The organism is Intrasporangium calvum (assembly GCF_028446585.1).
In the GTDB taxonomy this organism is placed as follows: domain Bacteria; phylum Actinomycetota; class Actinomycetes; order Actinomycetales; family Dermatophilaceae; genus Intrasporangium; species Intrasporangium calvum_A.
In genome coordinates this window covers 1-19,239 of the sequence record NZ_JAPFQL010000073.1, presented here as the reverse complement: position 1 = coordinate 19,239, position 19,239 = coordinate 1, and the positions used below count along the sequence as shown (strand labels likewise).

Annotated in this window: 11 protein-coding genes; 6 read left to right on the top strand and 5 right to left on the bottom strand. The window is 71.5% G+C overall.

The window, feature by feature from the left end:
• Nucleotides 1–318: 318 nt before the first annotated feature.
• From OO014_RS14980 to OO014_RS14970, 3 genes are read left to right on the top strand one after another with little or no spacing between them, the layout of a single operon-like run.
• Nucleotides 319–2,628 carry a nitric-oxide reductase large subunit gene (locus OO014_RS14980; RefSeq protein ID WP_272463134.1) on the top strand — a complete coding sequence of 770 codons (2,310 nt, stop codon included), beginning with the start codon at nucleotides 319–321 and terminating at the stop codon, nucleotides 2,626–2,628.
• A gap of 12 nt (nucleotides 2,629–2,640) precedes the next feature.
• Nucleotides 2,641–3,318 carry a hypothetical protein gene (locus OO014_RS14975; RefSeq protein ID WP_272463133.1) on the top strand — a complete coding sequence of 226 codons (678 nt, stop codon included), beginning with the start codon at nucleotides 2,641–2,643 and terminating at the stop codon, nucleotides 3,316–3,318.
• Between the two features lie 4 nt (nucleotides 3,319–3,322).
• The gene (locus tag OO014_RS14970) at nucleotides 3,323–4,114 is read left to right on the top strand and encodes a slipin family protein (RefSeq protein WP_272463132.1); all 792 of its coding nucleotides are present in this window, start codon (nucleotides 3,323–3,325) and stop codon (nucleotides 4,112–4,114) included.
• Between the two features lie 703 nt (nucleotides 4,115–4,817).
• On the opposite strand, the gene OO014_RS14965 is transcribed toward OO014_RS14970, so the two are convergent.
• Entirely contained in the window at nucleotides 4,818–5,225 is a 408-nt protein-coding gene (locus OO014_RS14965; RefSeq protein ID WP_272463131.1) for a DUF779 domain-containing protein, read from the bottom strand.
• Between the two features lie 4 nt (nucleotides 5,226–5,229).
• The gene (locus tag OO014_RS14960; RefSeq protein ID WP_272463130.1) at nucleotides 5,230–6,753 is read right to left on the bottom strand and encodes an aldehyde dehydrogenase family protein; all 1,524 of its coding nucleotides are present in this window, start codon (nucleotides 6,751–6,753) and stop codon (nucleotides 5,230–5,232) included.
• Nucleotides 6,754–6,933: 180 nt separating this feature from the next.
• Between OO014_RS14960 and OO014_RS14955 the strand changes: the two genes are divergently transcribed.
• The 3 genes from OO014_RS14955 (at nucleotide 6,934) to OO014_RS14945 (ending at nucleotide 10,486) form a co-directional block, all read left to right on the top strand.
• Nucleotides 6,934–8,208 (top strand): helix-turn-helix domain-containing protein, encoded by a 1,275-nt coding sequence (locus OO014_RS14955; RefSeq protein ID WP_272463129.1) that lies wholly within the window; start codon nucleotides 6,934–6,936, stop codon nucleotides 8,206–8,208.
• Between the two features lie 100 nt (nucleotides 8,209–8,308).
• Nucleotides 8,309–9,052 (top strand): hypothetical protein, encoded by a 744-nt coding sequence (locus OO014_RS14950; protein WP_272463128.1) that lies wholly within the window; start codon nucleotides 8,309–8,311, stop codon nucleotides 9,050–9,052.
• A gap of 126 nt (nucleotides 9,053–9,178) precedes the next feature.
• Nucleotides 9,179–10,486, top strand: a complete 1,308-nt coding sequence (locus OO014_RS14945; protein WP_272463127.1) for a hypothetical protein — start codon at nucleotides 9,179–9,181, stop codon at nucleotides 10,484–10,486.
• A 211-nt stretch (nucleotides 10,487–10,697) separates the two neighbouring features.
• Here the strand turns inward: OO014_RS14945 and OO014_RS14940 are convergent, their stop codons facing one another.
• The 3 genes from OO014_RS14940 to OO014_RS14930 all read right to left on the bottom strand — a co-directional run bounded on the left by OO014_RS14940 (nucleotide 10,698) and on the right by OO014_RS14930 (nucleotide 19,157).
• Nucleotides 10,698–15,686 carry a BTAD domain-containing putative transcriptional regulator gene (locus tag OO014_RS14940; RefSeq protein WP_272463126.1) on the bottom strand — a complete coding sequence of 1,663 codons (4,989 nt, stop codon included), beginning with the start codon at nucleotides 15,684–15,686 and terminating at the stop codon, nucleotides 10,698–10,700.
• Nucleotides 15,687–15,793: 107 nt separating this feature from the next.
• Nucleotides 15,794–16,300: a hypothetical protein gene (locus tag OO014_RS14935; RefSeq protein ID WP_272463125.1), complete on the bottom strand. Its 507-nt coding sequence runs from the start codon at nucleotides 16,298–16,300 to the stop codon at nucleotides 15,794–15,796.
• Nucleotides 16,301–16,517: 217 nt separating this feature from the next.
• Nucleotides 16,518–19,157, bottom strand: coding sequence for a cation-translocating P-type ATPase (locus OO014_RS14930; RefSeq protein WP_272463124.1), 2,640 nt, complete (start codon nucleotides 19,155–19,157; stop codon nucleotides 16,518–16,520).
• Nucleotides 19,158–19,239 lie beyond the last annotated feature (82 nt).

Below are 19,239 nucleotides of genomic sequence, written 5' to 3'. Positions count from 1 at the left end.
GACGTTGGACGACCATCAACGAGTCGGGCTCACCGACCGCTCACTGCTCACGAGCCACCACGGGCCCCAGGGCACCGCGTTCTACCGAGGCGCGAGCCGGGCCGGGTGAGCCGCGAGACCCCGCCCGGTTCCTGAGGTCACTGGACCGGCTCAGCCAGCCCAGCGGCATACGGAAACAGCCTCCCGCCACCACAGCGGGGGGCTGTTTTGTCGCGTTTGCCCAACCGGAGCGACCCCGTCAGGAGTACGGTCCCAACCACTGCTAGAGTTCCACTGCTTTTCACTGGTCCAGACCGTAGAAAACACAGGAGCACGCGAATGGCCGCACCGCCAACCCAGAGGGCAACCTCGCAACGACAGATGCTGGTAGGGAAGGGCTGGGTCCAGGGCGTCGCCCTCGTCATGCTCTTCGGATTCTTCGTGATGGGCATCCTCGCCTACCGCACCTACACCGCCTCGATGCCCCAGCCCGACAAGGTGGTGAGCCAGACGGGTGAGACCGTCTTCACCACCGAGGACATCACCGCCGGCCAGGTCCTCTTCCAGGCTCGCGGCCTCATGCAGTACGGCTCGATCATGGGCCACGGCGGCTACCTCGGCCCCGACTTCACCGCCGAGTACCTCCGCCACGCAACGGAGTTCACCGAGCACCAGATCCGCGACAGCGGCGCCCAGGACCCGCGCACCCTGAACGTCGAGGAGTGGCGCACCAACCGCTACGACGAGTCCACCGGGGTTCTCACCTTCACCGAGTACCAGGTCGGCGCCTTCGAGGACGCCAAGGCCTACTACGCCGAGTTCTTCGGTCGCAACGACACCAGCCACGGGCTCAAGCCGCGGCTCATCACCGACCCGCAGCAGATCCACCAGCTGACCGCGTTCTTCGCGTGGACCGCCTGGGCCTCGGCCGCCGAGCGTCCCGGCTTCGACTACTCCTACACGAACAACTGGCCGATGGAGCCGCGCGTCGAGAACGGCCCCACCGCCGACCTGCTCGTCTGGTCCGGCCTCTCGCTCATCGCCCTCATCGGCGGCACCGGGCTCCTCTTCGCCATCTACGGGCGCTGGAGCCGCAAGATCGGCTGGCACTCCGAGGAGGCCCCGGCGATCGCCTTCCGGCAGCCCGGCACCGTCGGCCTCACCCTCGCCCAGCGAGCCACGGCCTGGTTCTTCTTCGTCATCGCGCTGCTCTTCCTCATCCAGGTCGTCGTCGGCGCCGCCGCCGAGCACTACCGGGCCGACATCCTGTCCTTCTTCGGCTTCGACCTCGCGCAGTGGCTGCCCTACAACCTCGCCCGCACCTGGCACGTCCAGCTCTCCCTCTTCTGGACCGCCGCCGGCTTCCTCGCCGCCGGCATCTTCCTCACCCCGCTCATCTCCGGGCGTGAGCCGAAGGGCCAGCACAAGCTCGCCTACGCCCTGCTCGGCGCCCTCGCGATCGTCGTCTTCGGGTCGCTCACCGCTGAGGCGTTGTCGATCCACGGCGTCGAGTGGGCCAAGGGCCCGCTGTTCCAGCAGCAGTGGGAGTACCTCGACCTGCCCCGGATCTTCCAGATCCTCCTGACCGTCGGCATGGTCCTGTGGATCGTCATGATCTTCCGCGGCATCCGGTCCCGGCTCAAGGGCGAGTCGAAGGGCAACATGCCCTGGCTCTTCTTCTTCTCGGCGCTCGCGATCCCGGCGTTCTACGCGGTGGGACTGCTGGCCTCCAGCGAGACGCACCTGACCGTCGCCGAGTTCTGGCGCTTCTGGGTCGTGCACCTCTGGGTCGAGGACTTCCTCGAGCTCTTCACGACGGTGATGGTCGCCTACATCTTCGTGATGCTCGGCGTGGTCCGCGAGAAGATCGCCCTCGGCATCATCTTCATGGACGTCATCCTCTACTCCATGGGCGGCGTCATCGGGACGATGCACCACCTGTACTTCTCCGGCACGCCGGTCGAGCACATGGCCCTCGGTGCGTTCTTCTCGGCCGCCGAGGTGATCCCGCTGACCTTCCTCACCGTCGAGGCCTGGGCGTTCATGCAGCTCGGCGCGCGGCAGGAGGCCAAGTCCTCGGCACCGTTCCCGCACCGCTGGGCGGTCATGTTCCTCGTCGCCGTCGGCTTCTGGAACTTCCTCGGCGCTGGCGTCTTCGGGTTCCTCATCAACCTGCCGATCGTCAGCTACTACGAGATCGGCACGGCCCTGACGGCCAACCACGGCCACGCCGCCATGATGGGCGTCTACGGCATGCTCGCGGTCGGCCTGGCGATGTTCGCCCTGCGCTACCTCATCCCGGCGGACAAGTGGCCGGAGAAGTGGGCGAAGGTCTCCTTCTGGAGCCTCAACATCGGCCTGGCCTGGATGGTCTTCGCGACCCTCCTGCCCCTCGGCGTGCTCCAGCTCTACCATTCCGTGGGCCAGGGCTACTACGAGGCGCGTGAGCTCGCGTTCGTCACCAACAACACCAACGCGCTCCTCGAGTGGGGCCGCATGCCCGGCGACCTCATCTTCATCATCGGCGGCGTGCTGCCCTTCCTCTGGATGACCTGGCTGGGCGTGCGTCACTATCGAGAGGGCAAGGTCGTCGACGAGATGCCGCAGGACGTGCTCTTCGTCGAGCTCGAGCCCGCCAACAAGAAGTAAGTAGGCACCACCATGAGATCCCCGTCCGTCACCGTGCTGCTCGTCAGCGGCTACTCAGCTGTCCTCCTCGTCGTCGCCTGGCTCTTCGACCGCATGGGGGCCCGGTCCGCTGAGCGGTCGGCGCGGTGGCGGACGGGGAACTTCATCTACCACGAGGACCAGGACGCCTGGAAGTGTCACCAGGACCAGTGGCTGTGGCCTGCGTCCTTCGACCCCGACAAGCGGGTCATCCGCTACGAGGGCCAGCACGCCATCTGCGGGCGCTGCCCCGTCAAGGACGAGTGCTCCCCGACACCGGGCCCGCGCGAGCTGACCCGACAGGTCGACCCGTGGCCGCACTCCGAGGCAGGCCGGTTCCACCGTGGGATCGCCCTCGCCGTGGCGGCCGTCGCGGTGTTCATGCCGACCGCGATGCTGCTCGGCGCCCACGGGGCCGGTGACGTCATCGTCCTCGTGACCACGGTCGCGGTGGCCCTCATCGCCGGCGTCCCCCTCGCCCAGCACCTGTGGAACACCCCGACCAACTTCCCGGAGCACCTGCGCAGAGACGCCTCCAGCGACGCTCCCGGAATCCCCGAGGCTGCGGCGACCCCCGCGGCCCCGATCGACCAACTGCTCGACCGCTACCAGACCCGGTGGGCCAGTGACCGCCGCCGCGTCGACCTGCCTGACCCCAAAACACGGAAGTGAACTGATGCCCGGCTGGATCGCCCCTGTCCTCGCTGCCCTGGTCATCGTCGCCGCGATCATCGCGACCTCGATCCGGGTCATCCCCCAGTACGAACGGGGTGTGGTCTTCCGGCTCGGCAAGCTGCGCCCGCTCTACCAGCCGGGGCTGCACCTGCTTGTCCCCGGTGTCTACAAGCTCGAGCGCGTCGACCTGCGCGTCGTCACCCTGACGATCCCGCCGCAAGAGGTCATCACCAAGGACAACGTGCCGGCCCGAGTCAACGCGGTCGTCCTGTTCAACGTGGTCGACCCCGAGGCAGCCGTCATGCAGGTCGAGAACTACGCCGTCGCGACGTCGCAGATCGCCCAGACCACGCTCCGCTCGGTGCTCGGCCGGGCTGACCTCGACACGCTGCTCGCCCACCGGGACGACCTCAACCGCGACCTCCGCGAGATCATCGAGCTGCAGACCAAGCCGTGGGGCGTGGACGTGTCCGTCGTCGAGATCAAGGACGTCGAGATCCCGGAGCAGATGCAGCGCGCCATGGCTCGGGAGGCCGAAGCGGAGCGAGAGCGGCGCGCCAAGGTCATCAACGCGCGTGGTGAGCTGCAGGCGTCCGGCGAGCTGAAGCAGGCCGCCGACATGCTCTCGCAGAGCCCGGCGTCGCTCCAGCTGCGCTACCTGCAGACGCTCCTCGAGCTGGGCGCCGACCAGAACTCGACGGTCGTGTTCCCCCTGCCGATGGACATCGTCGGGCCGCTGCTGAACAAGCTCGCCCCCTCCCCCTCCCCCTCCCCCTCCCCCGAAGCCAAGTAGCCCCACCTCCACTCGAGTGGCCCCATCGTCCACAACCGGCAAGCGCGCGGTTGTGGAAGGTGGGGCCACTCGAGTTTCGCGGTCGGTGGCTGGCTGACCGCCCCGGCCGTATGCCGCTGGGCCCGGTCCCAGCCCAACGCCCACTCGAGTGGCCCCGCCGTCCACAGACTCAGCGGCACCCTGGGAGCCAGCCCAGCGGCATACCGCTGTCGGGCTGTGGAGAGTGAGGCCACTCGAGTTTGTCGGTGGCCTGACCACCCTCGACCGTATGCCGCTGGGCCCGGTCCCAGCCCAACGCCCACTCGAGTGGCCCCGCCGTCCACAGGCCCAGCGGCATACCGCCGTCGGGATGTGGAGAGTGGGGCCACTCGAGTTTCGTGGTCGGTGGCTGGCTGACCGCCCCGACCGTATGCCGCTGGGCTCGGTCCCAGCCCAACGCCCACTCGAGTGGCCCCATCGTCCACAACCGGCAAGCGCGCGGTTGTGGAAGGTGGGGCCACTCGAGTTTCGTGGTCGGTGGCTGGCTGACCGCCCCTGTCGTATGCCGCTGGGCTCGGTCCCAGCCCAACGCCCACTCGAGTGGCCCCGCCGTCCACAGACCCAGCGGGACCGTGGGAGCCAGCCCAGCGGCATACCGCTGCCCGGCTGTGGAAGGTGGGGCCACTCGAGTGGGTGGGGCCTGTGGAAGGTGGGGCCACTCGAGTTAAAGGAGGAGGTGAGGGGCGGTGATGCCGAAGGCGGCGAGCTCCTCGTCCTTGAGCAGGCGCGAGCGGATGAGGAACCTGACCCCCTCGGGCGCCTCGACGGAGAACCCGCTCCCCCGCCCGGGGACCACGTCAACCGTGAGGTGGGTGTGCTTCCAGTAGTCGTACTGGGCCCGCGACATCCAGAACGGCACGGCATCGGGCACGCCCGGGACGACGAGCGCCCCGAGGAGGACGTCCGCGTCGCTGGTGAGGAACTCGTTCGCCGGGTAGCACATCGGGGCGCTGCCGTCGCAGCACCCACCGGACTGGTGGAACATCAGCGGACCGTGCTGCTCGGTGAGGCGGCGGAGCAGCTCCGCCGCCTCACCGGTCAGCTCGACCCGACTCGGTCGGGTCCCGTCCATCGGCTCAGAAGAAGCCGAGGGCGTCGGGCGAGTAGGAGACGAGGAGGTTCTTCGTCTGCTGGTAGTGGTCGAGCATCATCTTGTGGTTCTCGCGGCCGATGCCCGACTGCTTGTAGCCACCGAAGGCCGCGTGCGCCGGGTACTGGTGGTAGCAGTTCGTCCACACGCGACCCGCCTTGATGCCGCGACCCATCCGGTAGGCGCGCGAGCCGTCGCGGGTCCACACACCGGCGCCGAGCCCGTAGAGCGTGTCGTTGGCGATCGACAGGGCGTCGGACTCGTCCTCGAAGCCGGTCAGCGACACGACCGGGCCGAAGATCTCCTCCTGGAAGATGCGCATCGAGTTGTGGCCCTCGAAGACGGTCGGCGTCACGTAGTAGCCGCCGGCCAGGTCGCCGTCGAGGATGTTGCGCTCGCCGCCGGTGAGCACCTTGGCGCCCTCCTGCCGGCCGATGTCGATGTAGGACAGGATCTTCTCGAGCTGGTCGTTGCTCGCCTGCGCGCCCATCGTCGTCTCGGTGTCGAGCGGGTTGCCCTGCTTGATCTTCTCGACCCGGGCGATCGCGTCCGGGACGAAGTCGGCGTAGATCGAGCGCTGGACGAGGGCCCGTGACGGGCAGGTGCACACCTCGCCCTGGTTGAGCGCGAACATCGTGAAGCCCTCGAGTGCCTTGTCGTAGAAGGCGTCCCGCTCCTGCGCGACGTCCTCGAAGAACACGTTGGGGCTCTTGCCACCGAGCTCGAGGGTGACAGGGATGATGTTCTGCGAGGCGTACTGCATGATGAGCCGCCCGGTCGTCGTCTCGCCGGTGAACGCGATCTTGGCGATGCGCGGGGAGGACGCGAGCGGCTTGCCCGCCTCGACGCCGAAGCCGTTGACGACGTTGATGACACCCGCCGGCAGCAGGTCACCGATCAGCTCGACGACCTTGAGGATCGACCACGGCGTCTGCTCGGCCGGCTTGAGGACGACGGCGTTGCCGGCCGCGAGCGCCGGGGCGAGCTTCCAGACCGCCATGAGGATCGGGAAGTTCCACGGGATGATCTGGCCGACGACGCCGAGGGGCTCGTGGAAGTGGTAGGCGACGGTGTTCTCGTCGATCTCCGAGCTCGAGCCCTCCTGCCCGCGCAGGACACCCGCGAAGTAGCGGAAGTGGTCGACGGCGAGCGGCAGGTCGGCGGCGAGCGTCTCGCGGACGGCCTTGCCGTTCTCCCAGGTCTCCGCGACGGCGAGCATCTCGAGGTTCTCCTCGAGGCGGTCGGCGATGCGGTTGAGGATGAGCGAGCGCTCCCCGAGCGACGTGCGGCCCCAGGCCGGCGCGGCTGCGTGCGCGGCATCGAGGGCGGCCTCGATGTCCTCCTCGGTCCCGCGGCCCACCTCGCAGAAGGCGCGGCCGGTCACCGGCGAGATGTTCTCGAAGTACTCGCCCTTCTTCGGCTCGACCCAGTTGCCGCCGATGAAGTGGCCGTAGCGCGGCTCGACGCTGACGAGTGAGTCCGCGGATCCGGGCGGTGCGTAGATGGTCATGCTGTTCTCCCAACGTCCTTGGTGGTGGCCCGGCGGAGGTGGCGCTCTCGACGTGAGGGACACCGCACCGCCTCCGCCGGGCAATGGCGAGACGCTAGGCAGGCCAAGGTTGCATCCACGTTGCATCGAGTTTCGGTCGTTCCCTTGCCGCGCAAACCCGGGTGGGGTCCAATCGTGGTCATGGCACTGCAGCCGCACCGCGAGAGGGTGGCCGACGCCGGCGTCCGCTCCCAGGTCGCCGAGTCGTGGGTGCGCTCTGCCGCAGCCGGGGTGCAGGCCGACACCGTCGACGCGCCGATCACGCTCGAGGCCGACGTCCTGCGCGACCACCGCGAGGCCCACCCGCTGGCCACCGTCTTCCCCGTCCTCGACGACGTGCTCGGCCAGGCCGCCCGCGACTGCGACGCGATCATGGCCGTGTCCGACGCCGCGGGCCAGCTGCTCTGGGTGTGCGGCACGCCGAGCGTGCTGCGCCGGGCAGAGGCCATCGGCTTCGTCGAGGGCTCCAACTGGGACGAGCGCCTCGCCGGCACCAACGCGCCCGGGATGGCGCTCCGGCTCGACGCCCCCGTCAACGTCATCGGCGCGGAGCACTTCCGCCGGTCCGTCCAGCGCTGGAGCTGCGTGGCCACACCGATCCACGACCCGAGCGACCAGTCCCTCCTCGGTGTCCTCGACATCACCTGCTCCGACGAGCTCGTCGTCCCGCAGACGATGGCGATGGTCCGGGCCGCGGCCCGCATGGCAGAGGCCGAGCTGGCCCGCGAGCTGCTCGTCCGGGCCCGCCCCGGCAACACGGCCTCCGAGCGGCAACGGCCTGGGCTCGGTGCCACGCTCGAGGTCCTCGGCCGCGACGAAGCGCTGCTCCGGGTCGACGACGGCCGCGGCCGTCGCAGCACGATGCGCCTCAGCCGGCGACACAGCGAGATCCTGCTCCTGCTCGCCGCAGCGCCCCGCGGCCTCTCCGGGGACGAGCTGGCGGTCCTGCTCTACGAGGAGGACGTCAGCCCCTCGACGCTGCGGGTCGAGCTCGGACGCCTCCGGTCCCTCCTCGGCGACGACCTGCTGGCCTCCCGCCCCTACCGGCTCCTCGTCGACCCGTCGTCCGACTGGCTCGCCGTCGAGTCGCACCTCGCAGCCGGCGCGGTCGGGCTTGCCCTGCGCGCCTACCGCGGCCCCCTGCTGCCCCGGTCCACGGCCCCGGGCGTGACCCGGCTCAGGGAAGCCCTTGCCGGGTCACTCCGCAGAGCCGTGCTCGGCAGCCGCGAGCCAGACCTCATGTCCACGTGGACGAGGTCGTCCTGGGGCGCCGACGACTACGAGATGTGGCAGGCCCAGCTCGCCGCCCTGGGTGCCCGATCGTCCCTCCGGCCCCTCGTCACGGCCCAGCTCGCACGGCTCGACAGGGAGCTCGGCACGGGGAGCCAGCCCAGCGGCATACGGCCTCGTCTCTGACGGTCGCGCGCTCCTCAGAATCCGCCAAAGGGCTGGTCAGGTGGGTAGCGGTGCGCGCATGCTGGGTAGAGGGCAGCGAACCGCACACGAGGGAGCCAACATGTTCGGTCGACCAGCAGCCAGACCCCAGCTCGACGCCGTCCCCGACAGCGTGCCGGTCCTCTCCCGCGGACGCCACCGCAACCCCCGCAAGGGCGCCTGCTTCATGGAGATGGCCTCCTACCTGGCCGGGGAGCGGTGGAGCGACCACCCCAAGTGCACCCACCCCGTCCTCGCCTCGATGGCCCGATGCGTCAACGACGCCCTCGGCGACGTCCGCCGGCAGGAGCTTGCCGTCATGATCCCCGAGGTCGTCGGCCTCAACCCGGACGACCGGCGGATCGCCCCCATGCTCATGCGCCGCGCCGCGCTGGCCGCGCTGCCCATCGCCTCCGCTGAGCGTCAGAACGTCATGGCGCTCGCCGTGATGGGCGCCGAGCGGCACCTCAACGACATCGCCGGACGCCCGCCCGAGGTGCTGACCACGGAGGCACTGGAGGCACTCGCCGCCGTGCCAGGCGCGCAGAAGTGGGCCCGCGACTTCGTCCGCCGCGTGGGCACCCGCGACCTGCGAGCCGATGCCGCCGCCAAGGTCGTGTCCCTCGCCGTCAACGGCATCGCGCGCGCCTGCGTCGACGACCCGTCGGCGGACCTCGTCCGCCTGCTGCGACAGGCCATCGACGAGACGAAGGCTCTCGAGGCGGAGACCGTCTCGATGGCTCCGGCGGTTCCGGTCCGCACGACGACCAGCACGACGACCGCCACGACGGCCGGGGAACCGGTGCGCTCCCGCGCTGCCCACTGACCCTTCCCCCCACCGGGGCGCGGCGCGATGGTCGCGACCGGACCGCGACCCAACCGCAACCACGGCGCGTGACCCTCGACTCGGAGGCGGCCACACCGGCCGCCCGAGGGGATAGGGGAAACGCCCATGCAGCAGCCCACGAAGCGGGGGGTGGCCGTCTGGGCCGCCGCCGTCCTGACCGCGGCCGGGGTGCCGCTCGCCGTGCCATCGGTCGCCGGCGCGGCACCGGAGTGCCAGGTCGCCGCGTTGCAGATGCCGGCCGGAGCCATCGGGAGCGGCCTGATGGACATCGAGCAGATCGACGGCCAGACCGTCTACTACGGCAACTACTACCTGCCGCTCGCAGACGGCGGCGAGAACCAGCGGGCCGTCATCTGGCGGGGCCTGGGTGGCACGCCACAAGAGGTCGGGCCACTCGACGCGCCCGAGAACATCGCCTACGAGCTGACCGCGACGGGCCTGATCAACGGTGAGGCCATCTATCCGGACGGCACCTTCCGCCCGTGGATCCAGGACATCCGGACCGGGGCGTTGACCTGGCTGAAGATGCCCGAGGGCGCAGCCGTCGACGGCAACGGCGGCCGGATCCGCCGGATCAACGACACCGGCGCAACGGTCGGCGTCCTCGCGACCGGCAAGGGCAGCAGCAAGTGGAACAACGACGTCGTCGGCCACGCCAGCCCGACGGCCCCGATCCAGTTCTTCGGGTCCCCCGGGCGGCACGCGGACGGGTGGGGCATCAACAACTCCGGCCAGCGCGTCGGCTATGTCCAGACCCGCAGCCTGGCCAAGTACCCCCACTGGGCGCTGTGGCTCCCGTCGATCTGGGAGGCGGACGGGTCGTTGCGGTACGCCGCCATGCCGGGCACCGACGCGATGCTCTTCACCATCGAGGACGACGGGCGCATGTCCGGCATGAGCTGGATGGGCGCGCCCGAGAGCGGCCACTTCGAGCCGACGCACTGGGCGGACGCGGACCACTACGAGACGCTCGGCGTGCTCGACGGTGGTGGGTGGGGACGGCCGTTCGGCGCCGACGGCGACACCCAGGTGGGCTGGCTCGACTTCGTACCCGAGCCAGGTGCCGTGCCCGACTGGGCGCTGATGGACGGCTGGGTGGCCAACTACGGCTACTTCTGGCGGCAGGGGATGGTGGACGGGGTCCGCATCCTGCCCAGCCTGCACAACGTGGCGAGCGGCGACACGGACTGGCACGCCTTCTACGGCGTCGGCGCGGTCCACGCAGTCCACGAGGGCCTCGACCAGGCCGGCACGTCGACCCATGCGGGCTTCACCGAGGGGCAGGAGCCGATCTTCCAGGCGACCGTCTTCGTCAACGTCTCGAGCTGCGGGGTGGCGGTCGAGACCACCCACGACCCGTGGCACCTGAGCGACGTCGAGTCGGCGGTGGCCTACACCGAGCAGCACGACTGAGGGGAGGGCGATGGCGCCGGCCGTCCGGGGGGAGGGCCGGCGCCGTCGTGTGTGCCACCCCATGCCGTATGCCGCTGGGCTGGCTCCTCCCGTCCCCGCGGGCTGCGGTCGGCCGGCCCCGAGCCGCAACACGCCCCGCACCTCAAGACTCACCCTGTGGCAGCAGGGGTCGGTCTCGAGGCGCCGGGCGTGTTGCGGTGTTGTGCCCGGATCAGGTGAGGCCGTCGCAGGTGGAGCGCGGCGGCTGGCCGGGCCGGAGGACCGCCGACTCCTCGGGAGTCAGATCGCGGCCCGCGACGCGGCAGCCCGACCGCACCCAGGCGTCGGGGTGGACGTCGATGTCGGTGCGCGTGGCGTTGTCGAAGAGGACCCGAAGCGTGCCGCTGTCCTCCGAGAAGCTGAGCGTCCCCCACATGCGGGTGCCGGTCAGCGGCCGACCGTAGGGTCGCGCCGTGGCGGCGTCCCACAGCATGGTGTCGCCGTCGCTGCCGAGACTCGCGAAGAGCCGACCATCCGGGCTGGTCTCGAGGTCGATGACGAAGCCCCCGACCACCAGCCGCGACGGCGCCCGGTCGCGCAAGGTGGCCGGGTCGACGAAGTGGACCCGGCCGCCCATGGTTCCCACCACGAGCGTCGTGAAGTCAGCGCTCCAGGTGAACGATGATGCGGCTCCCGCATCGTTCCTCGTCGCCACCACCCGGCCGGCCCGCAGATCGAGCACGGTCCACGAGTCCTTTCGGCCCAACACGGCCCAGCGGCCATCGGGGGACGCCGTGGCCATCGGCAGCCCGTACCAGTTCAGCTCGGCCTGCCGCTCTGACTCCCACAGCAGGTCACCGGAGGAGAGATCCATCAGCCCCCAGCCGAACCGGCCGTTGAGCAGCACGGTCCGCCCATCAGCCGCCACGTCGAGCGCGTAGACCGGCCACGGAGTCGGCCACGTCGCGGTGGTGCGACCGGTGGCGACGTCCCACGCGACGAGGGCGCCGGCGGTCCCCGGCCCCAGGTCGACAAGGTGCTCGATGCTGCCGTAGGCCGTGCGGCCGTCCGGACCCATCGCCACGGCGGCCGCTTGGCACTCCTCGGGACACTCGCCCAGCGGCAGCTCGCCGAAGAGGTCCTTGCCGGTCGTCACGTCGACGAGGTGCGCGGGGTTGAATCGGTCCTGGTGGCTGCCGATCCCGACCGCAATGTCCCCGACCGCCTCACCAAGGCTGAACTTCTCCGGTGTCGGGACCTGGCGCGATCGGATCGTCCCCCGATTCGCCGACAGGTCGAACGCGACCGTGGTCCCGTCCCGTCCGGCGGTCCAGACCAGGTCGTGCTTCGCGCCGGCGACGCTCGCCTGCATCACCTGGCCGCTGTGTCCGACCAGGGTGCGTCGCAGCGCGCCGGTCCGCCCGTCGCGCACCTCGATCCGGCTGTCCACGCTCAGGATCAGCTGGGACCCGTCCGGGCTGAACGAGGCCCACGGGGCGAACCCGTCGACGGTCACCGGCGCGCCCGACGGCCGGAGGTCGCGCGTCGACCTCAACGGGGTCACGGTCATCGTGTTGTCCGCGATGTTCTCGACGAGGGTGACGGCCCTGCCGTTGCGGGGGTCGCCGAAGACGAAGCCGTCGAGCCGCCGGCTGTTGTCCGTGGGACGGTCGCGGTCGATGACCAGCGTCTGTCCCTCCTCCACGTCCACGACGAACCGCCCGCCGCCGAAGTCGCGGACGGTGGTGAGCCAGTTCAGTCGCTGCGGCCAGGGGTGGGCCTTCTCGATGGCACCGGTGTCAGCGTCGACCTCCAGCCACTGGGTGGCGGCGACGACGGCCAAGGTCGAGTCGTCGAGCCACACCACCCCGTCGGCCATGTCGTCCAGGGAGCCGGCGCGACTCTCCCGCCCGAGGTCCTTGAGCGTCTTGCTCCATCGCAGGGCGCCGTCGGTGGCCGACCGGACCTGCAGGGACTGGGTCGCTCCGTAGGGCTGCACCGCCAGTCGAGTGCCGTCAGGGGAGAACGTCGGGAACGAGAACTGAGGCCCCTCGGACTCGACCTGCCAGCGCGCCTCACCGGAGTCGGCGTCGTAGGCGTAGAGCGTGCTCCCGTTGTCCGTGAGCAGGACGACCCGGCCGTCAGGGGACACGGCCTGCCGGAGGAACCGGCCCTCGATCCGGTTGCGGAAGACCACCTCCGGGGCACGAGCGAGCAGCGTGAGGAGCGCCCCGTAGGTCTCGGGGCTGCGCTCGATGCGCACGGACTCGAGCGCGGCGAGCATGGCCACGTCGGGGTACTCCTCGTTGAGCGCCGTCGCCGCGAGCCGTTTGGCGTCGGCCGAGATGCTCGCCGCCGTCGCCCGCTCGCTCGCCGCGGTGGCCTCGGCGCTGGACCGCCAGGCGAGCAGGCCCGCGACGAGAGCGACGACCAGCAGGACGGCGGCCCCGATGAGGAGGGCTCGGAGACGGCGGTTCTGCCGGGCTGTCCGGGCCGCCCGCTCAGCGACCTCGCGCTGCTCCGCCTCGGCCCGCTCACGGGCCGCCTCCACGAAGTCCTGCTCGACCGAGGTGACCTCGTCCGGTCTGGCCGACACGAGCTCGAGGGCCCCGGCGAGGCGGGTCCCTCGCCAGAGCGCCGCGTCCTCGCGCCCCTCGGCGTCCCACTCGTTGGCCGCCAGGGTGAGGCGTCGCTGGACGGCGCGGCTCGTCGCGTCCTCGGCGAGCCAACCCGAGAGCCGCGGCCACTCCCGGAAGAGCGCCTCGTGAGCGACCTCCACGAAGCCGTCGGAGATGGTGAGCAGCCGGGCCTCCGCCAGCCGGTCGGCGACCCGGCGCTGGTCCGGGGATGGCAGTGCCTCGAGCTCGGCCAGCGCCACGCGACGGCGGGTGACCGCCACGCCCTCGCCCGGACCGGCGAGGCGCAGCAGCAGGGTCCGCGCCGCGTCCTGCTGACCGGTCGGGAGCGCGGTGAAGGCGTCCTCCGCCAGGTGCGCGATCGCGCCACGCAGTCCACCCGATCCGACGTAGGACGCGAAGGTCAGCATCCCTGCCGTCCGGTCCTCCCAGAGCCGGCGCATCGACGTCGACAGCAACGGCAGCAGGCCGGGCTCGGCTCCGGCGTCCGTGACGATGGCGTCGGCCAACCCGTCTTCAAGGGTGATCCTGGCCCGGTCGGCCGGCCGCTCGACGGCCCGCCGCACCTCGTCCGGGGTCGGCGCCCCGACGAGGACCGTCGACTCGGACAGCCGCCTGGCCAGCTCGGGGTGCTCCGCGACCGCTGTCAGGTAGTCGGCGCGCAGCACGACGACGACCGACACGCGACCGGCGGGGTCGTCCACCGCGTCGACGAGTACCCGGAGGAAGTCGGCCACCTGGGCGTCGTCCGCACCGGACGTCCACACCTCCTCGAACTGGTCGACGACGAGGACGGTCCTCGGCGCGGCTCCTTCCGCCGTGGCATCACGACCGCCAGCACGACTCAACAGCTGCGCAAGCACGTCGCCCACGTCGACCTGGCGCCCGCCGAGCGCGACCCGGGCCAGCTCCCGCAGGGGCGCGGACCCCGGACGCATCGTCAGCCGCACCCACGAGGCGCTGCCGGGCAGGACGCCCGCCTCGAGCGCCGGGACCAGACCGGCCTGCACGAGCGAGGACTTGCCCGTCCCGGACGCGCCCACGACGGCCAGGAGCCGCGTGGTCGCCAGGCGTGCGACGAGCTCGGCGACGAGTCGCTCCCGGCCCGCGAAGAAGCGCGCCTCGTCCTGCCCGTACGGCTGCAGGCCCGGCCACGGCGCCTCGTCCGAGGGCATGACGTCGGCGCGCGCCGACTCGGCGAGCGTCTCCACGCCATCGGACAGGGCATCCCGAGCCGAGACGAGAGCCTCTCGCGAGACCGTGGCAGTGCGCACGGCGGACTCCACCTGCTGCGCCGCCAACCGCCGGGCGCGCTGCGCGACGGCGTCGTGCACCACACCGGGCCAGGCAGCACCGGCGCTTCGGACCTCGGCCACGGCGGCGTCGAGGTCGGCCGCCGGGACGTACTTCGCCGCGAGCAGGCGAATCTCCCTCTCCGCCAAGGGATGCAGGTCGATGACCTCGTCGACGCCCGCGGCTGCCTCGCCTGCGCCGACGAGTCGGAGGAGCATGCCGTCCTGAGGCGACTCAGCCACGACGTGGTCGGCCACGACGAGCGCGGGCGAGCCCAGCGGCATACGGCCCGATGGTGGCGTGGACGGACCGACGAAGGCCACGGACGCGCCCGACCGCACCACGCCCCGGGCCAGCTCCGCGGCCAGCCGAGACGCCCCAGCGCCCTCGGGGCCGCGGACGGCGACCGACACCGACCCCCCGGCCTCGACGGACGCCCACAGCTCGCGCAGCCGGTCGAGCTCGTCCTCCCGGCCGACGAAGCCGTCCCCCGGCACCTGGAGCTCGGCCGGGAGAGCGGCGCTCTGCGCACGGCCACGCAGCGCCGGGTCATGGGCCAGCACCTTCGCGTGCAGCTCACGCAGCTCGGGCCCGGGGTCGACCCCGAGCTCCTCGGCCAGCGTCGTCCGCGCCCGCTCGTAGGCCGCGAGCGCGTCGGCCTGGCGACCGGCGCGGTAGAGCGCGAGGACGAGCAGGCACCAGATGCGCTCGCGCAGCGGCTGCTCGCCGAGCCGGCGCTCCGCCTCGGCGATGACCTCCGCGGTGTGCCCGAGATCGAGCCGGACGGCAAGCAGGTCGTCGGCGGCGTCGAGGCGCAACTCCTCGAGGCGACGCGCCTCCGCCTGTGCCCACGACGCCGTCTCGAAACCGGCGTAGGCGGGGCCGCGCCACAGCGCCAGCGCGTCCCCCAGCGCCTCGCTGGCGACGCGGTCCCGCCCGTCGCGCAACGCCGTCCGCCCGACCGTGAGCAGGCCGACGAAGCGCTCCGCGTCCACCGCCGACGCGTCGACGTCGAGGCGATAACCCGGCCCCTCGGTGAGGATGACGCCGGTCCCGCTCGCGCGCTCCGGGTCAAGCGCGTTGCGCAGCCGCGCGACGAAGGTCTGCACCGACTTCGCCGCCGACCGCGGCGGCTCGTCCCCCCACAGCGCGTCGATGATCTCGCTGGCCGGCACCATCGACCCACGGCGAGCCACGAGGTGCGCGAGCAGGGCGCGCTCCTTGGCGCCGGGCACCTCGATCGGGCCGGCGCCGTTCGCCACCCGCAACGGCCCGAGGACGCTGAAGTCCATTGGGCAAGAATGCCGGGCGTTCTCTGCCGATGTGAGCGTTTTGCGATGTCCCGACCAGATTGAGCGGGCCGGCCCCGGCGGCGGGGGCGGGCCGCCGGGGCTCGTGCTCACGCCTCGAGGCCGAACTGGCCGCACTGGAACGCGGCGTCCTCGGGGCTGGCGGGGCCGGCCTTCCACGTGACGTCACCCGTCCAGAGATCGCTGACCGTGCGACCCGCGTTCTTGAGGACCCAGCCCTCCCCCGGCTTGGTCATGGTGCGGGAGTTGCCCGTCTCGGTGAGGGTGCCGGCCACGAAGTCGAGGGCGAGACGTGCCGTGCCGTGGGCGTAGAACGCCTCTCCCGTCGTGCCCAAGGTCGAGCTGAGCGTGTAGTTGATGTTGAAGACGACGCCGACGACCTCGCCGTTGGCGTCGAGGATCTCGCGCGTGTTGTTCACGTAGCCCTCGACGCCGGCCCAGATCTCCTCGCCGCCGGCGCACGTGGCGATGACGAACGGCTCGTGGCCGGTGATCGGCTCACGGCCGGCGGCAGCGGCCCCTCCGGCGGTGGCGATGGCCGTCCCCGCAAGGATCGCTGCCGTCGCCAGGCCGCTCGTGACTCGTCGGATGCTCATGTCGGTCCCCTTTCTCCGTGGCCCCGCCTCCCGAGGCCTCGGTCTCAGGTTGTGCGGGCTCGGTCGCGACCTGGTTGCGGTGCAGTTGCGACTGGGCCGGCCGGGACCGTTGGGGGGCGGCAGCCTGTTCGTCGCACCGACCGCCACCGCCGCCGGCCGGCTGACCTGTCCCCCTCCCGCCGGCAACACGCCCGGCGCCCAGCAACTCCCCGCGTGGCTACCGGGGTTGGTTGCGAGGCGCCGGGCGTGTTGGTGTGGTCATCAGGTCGTATGCCGCTGGGCTCGCTTCCGCTCGACCGGCTCGCACCCGCTTGTCGACCGCGTCCACGGCGAGCACCAGTGGCGCGGACAGCAGCGCGACCAGCCAGCCGGCGACGGGCGGGGCGGCGTGGCCGAGCACGAGGGCGATGGGGACGACGAGGAGGACGACGAAGGAGAAGAGCAGCTCGACCGACGCCGCCGGGATCAGCAGCCGATTGGTCAGCCACCCGAGCTGGTCCGGCCGGCGCGTCGAGCTGCGGCACGCGAAGGCGTTCGCCGTCTGGGCGAGGACCACGGTCATGAAGGCGGCCCCGGAGGCGGACCGGAGGGCGTCCCCGGAGGGAAAGGCCGATCCTGGCGTCCACCCCGCCACGATGAGCGAGACGAGGAAGGCTGACATCGTCGCCAGGGCGACCACGGGGCCGAGCAGTCCGAAGGACCGGCGCAGCACGGTGCCGTTGAGGAGGCGGCCGCGCACCGGTGGACCCTCCAGGAGGTGACGTGCGGGCGGCTCCGCCCCGAGCGCGACGGCCGACAGGGTGTCCGTCCCGAGGTCGAGGGCGAGGATCTGGAGCACGCCGAGCGCCAACGGGAACTGCCCTCCCGAGAGGGCCCAGACGACGAACGGCGTCAGTTCGGCGACGTTGTCGGTCAGGTGGTAGGTGAGGAACCGCCGGATGTTGACGAAGGTTGCGCGCCCCTGCTCGACGCCGGCGACGATGCTCGAGAAGGCATCGTCGAGGAGGACCAGGTCGGCGGCCTCACGGGCCACGTCGGTGCCGGAGCGCCCCATGGCGACGCCGATGTCGGCCTCGTGCAGCGCGGGTGCGTCGTTGACCCCGTCGCCGGTCATCGCGACGACGTGCCCACGGGAGCGAAGGGCCCGGGCGATCCGCAGCTTGTCCTCGGGTGTCACCCGGGCCACGACGATACCGTCGTGGTCGAGGGTCGAGGCGAGCACGCGCTCGTCGGAGGGCAGGTCCGCGCCGGCGATGACCGGGGACTCGGGATGGCGCAGGCCGACGGCATCGGCGACGGCACGAGCCGTCGCCGGGTGGTCCCCCGTCACCATGGCGACGTGGATCCCGGCCCGGCGACACGCGGCGAGCGCCGGGGTGACGTCGTCCCGAGGTTGGTCCTCGAGCCCCAGGAGACCGACGAGCTGCAGCACGCCACCGACCTCCTCGACTGGCCCGGAGGCCGGCTCGCGGACGGCGCCCTCGGCCACCGCGAGGACGCGCAGGCCCCGGGACGTCATGGTTGCGACGGCCTCGTCCGCCGTCTCGCTGGGCCGGCAGAGCGGCAGGACGGTGTCGGGAGCCCCCTTGACGAGCGCGGCGCCGTCCACGTGCACGGCCATGCGCCGGGTCCGTGGGTCGAACGGGAAGCGGCGCTGGGCGCGGTGCTGGCGCCGATCGTCGTCCGTGTCGATACCGAGCCGGCGTGCGAATGCGTCGATGGCGGCCTCCATCGGATCCCCGTGGGCGCGCCACTGACCGTCGACGACGTGGGCATAGCCCGTCGAGCAGCGCGTCGCCGCGAGGGCGAGGTGGGCGCCCGCCTCTCGCGCCGCGACCCCCGACACGACGTCTGCCACGGGGTCGTAGCCGGGTCCGTCCACCGTGATGGTGCCCTCGGGGGTCCACGCCTCGACCACGACCATCTCATTGCGGGTCAGCGTCCCGGTCTTGTCCGTGCAGATGAAGGTCGTCGAACCGAGGGTCTCCACCGCCTCGAGGTTGCGGACGAGGATCTGGCGCCTGGCCATCTGCTCCGCCCCCCACGCGAGCGAGAGCGTCACGGTCGGCAGGAGCGCCTCGGGAACCAGGGCCACCGTCACACCGATGGCGAAGACGAAACCGTCCTCGAGGGGGCGCCCGATGAGAAGCGAGATGGTGAGGAAGAGCGCGCCGACCCCGACGGCAATGGCCGCGATGACCCGGACCACCTGCCTCAGGCCCCGGGTCAGGGGGGTCACCGGCTTCGGTGTCGCCGTGCTCAGCCGCGCGATCGCGGCGAGCCGCGTGCGATGACCCGTTGCGAGGACCACGGCACGGGCCTCGCCCTCGACGAGGAAGGTCCCCGCATGGAGCGCGCCCCCGTCCTGGACCGTGGTGGCGACGCTCTCACCGGTGAGCATCGAGGTGTCGATGAGAAGGCGGTTGCCGGTGACGAGCTGAGCGTCGGCGGGCACGCGGTCGCCGCTGACGAGGAGGAGAAGGTCGCCGACGACCACCTCTGCCGCCTCGATGATCCGTCGTCTGCCGTCGCGGCGCACGGTCACCCGCGTCGGCAGCATCGAGCGGAGCCGGGCTGCGGCTCGGTCCGCCCGGGTCTCTTGGGCCAACGCAAAGACGGCGTTGATGACGACCACGGCGAAGATCGCGACTCCCAGCTGCGGCAGGCCGGCACCCAGGGCGAGTCCCCCTGCGACCCACAGCATGATGGCGAAGAAGTGGACGAGCTCGCCGACGAAGCGTCGAGCCAGTGACCTGCGGCGCGGCTCAGGCAGCACGTTGGCGCCATCGGTCGCGAGACGCGCAGCCGCCTCGGCGCTGCTCAGTCCTTCTCCGGCGAGGTGGATGGTCGGCTCCACCCGATCAGCCTCAGGCCGCTGCGGCCCCGGGACATGGGCCAGAGGTCCCTCGACCCCGTCTCACCCGCAACACGCCCCGCGC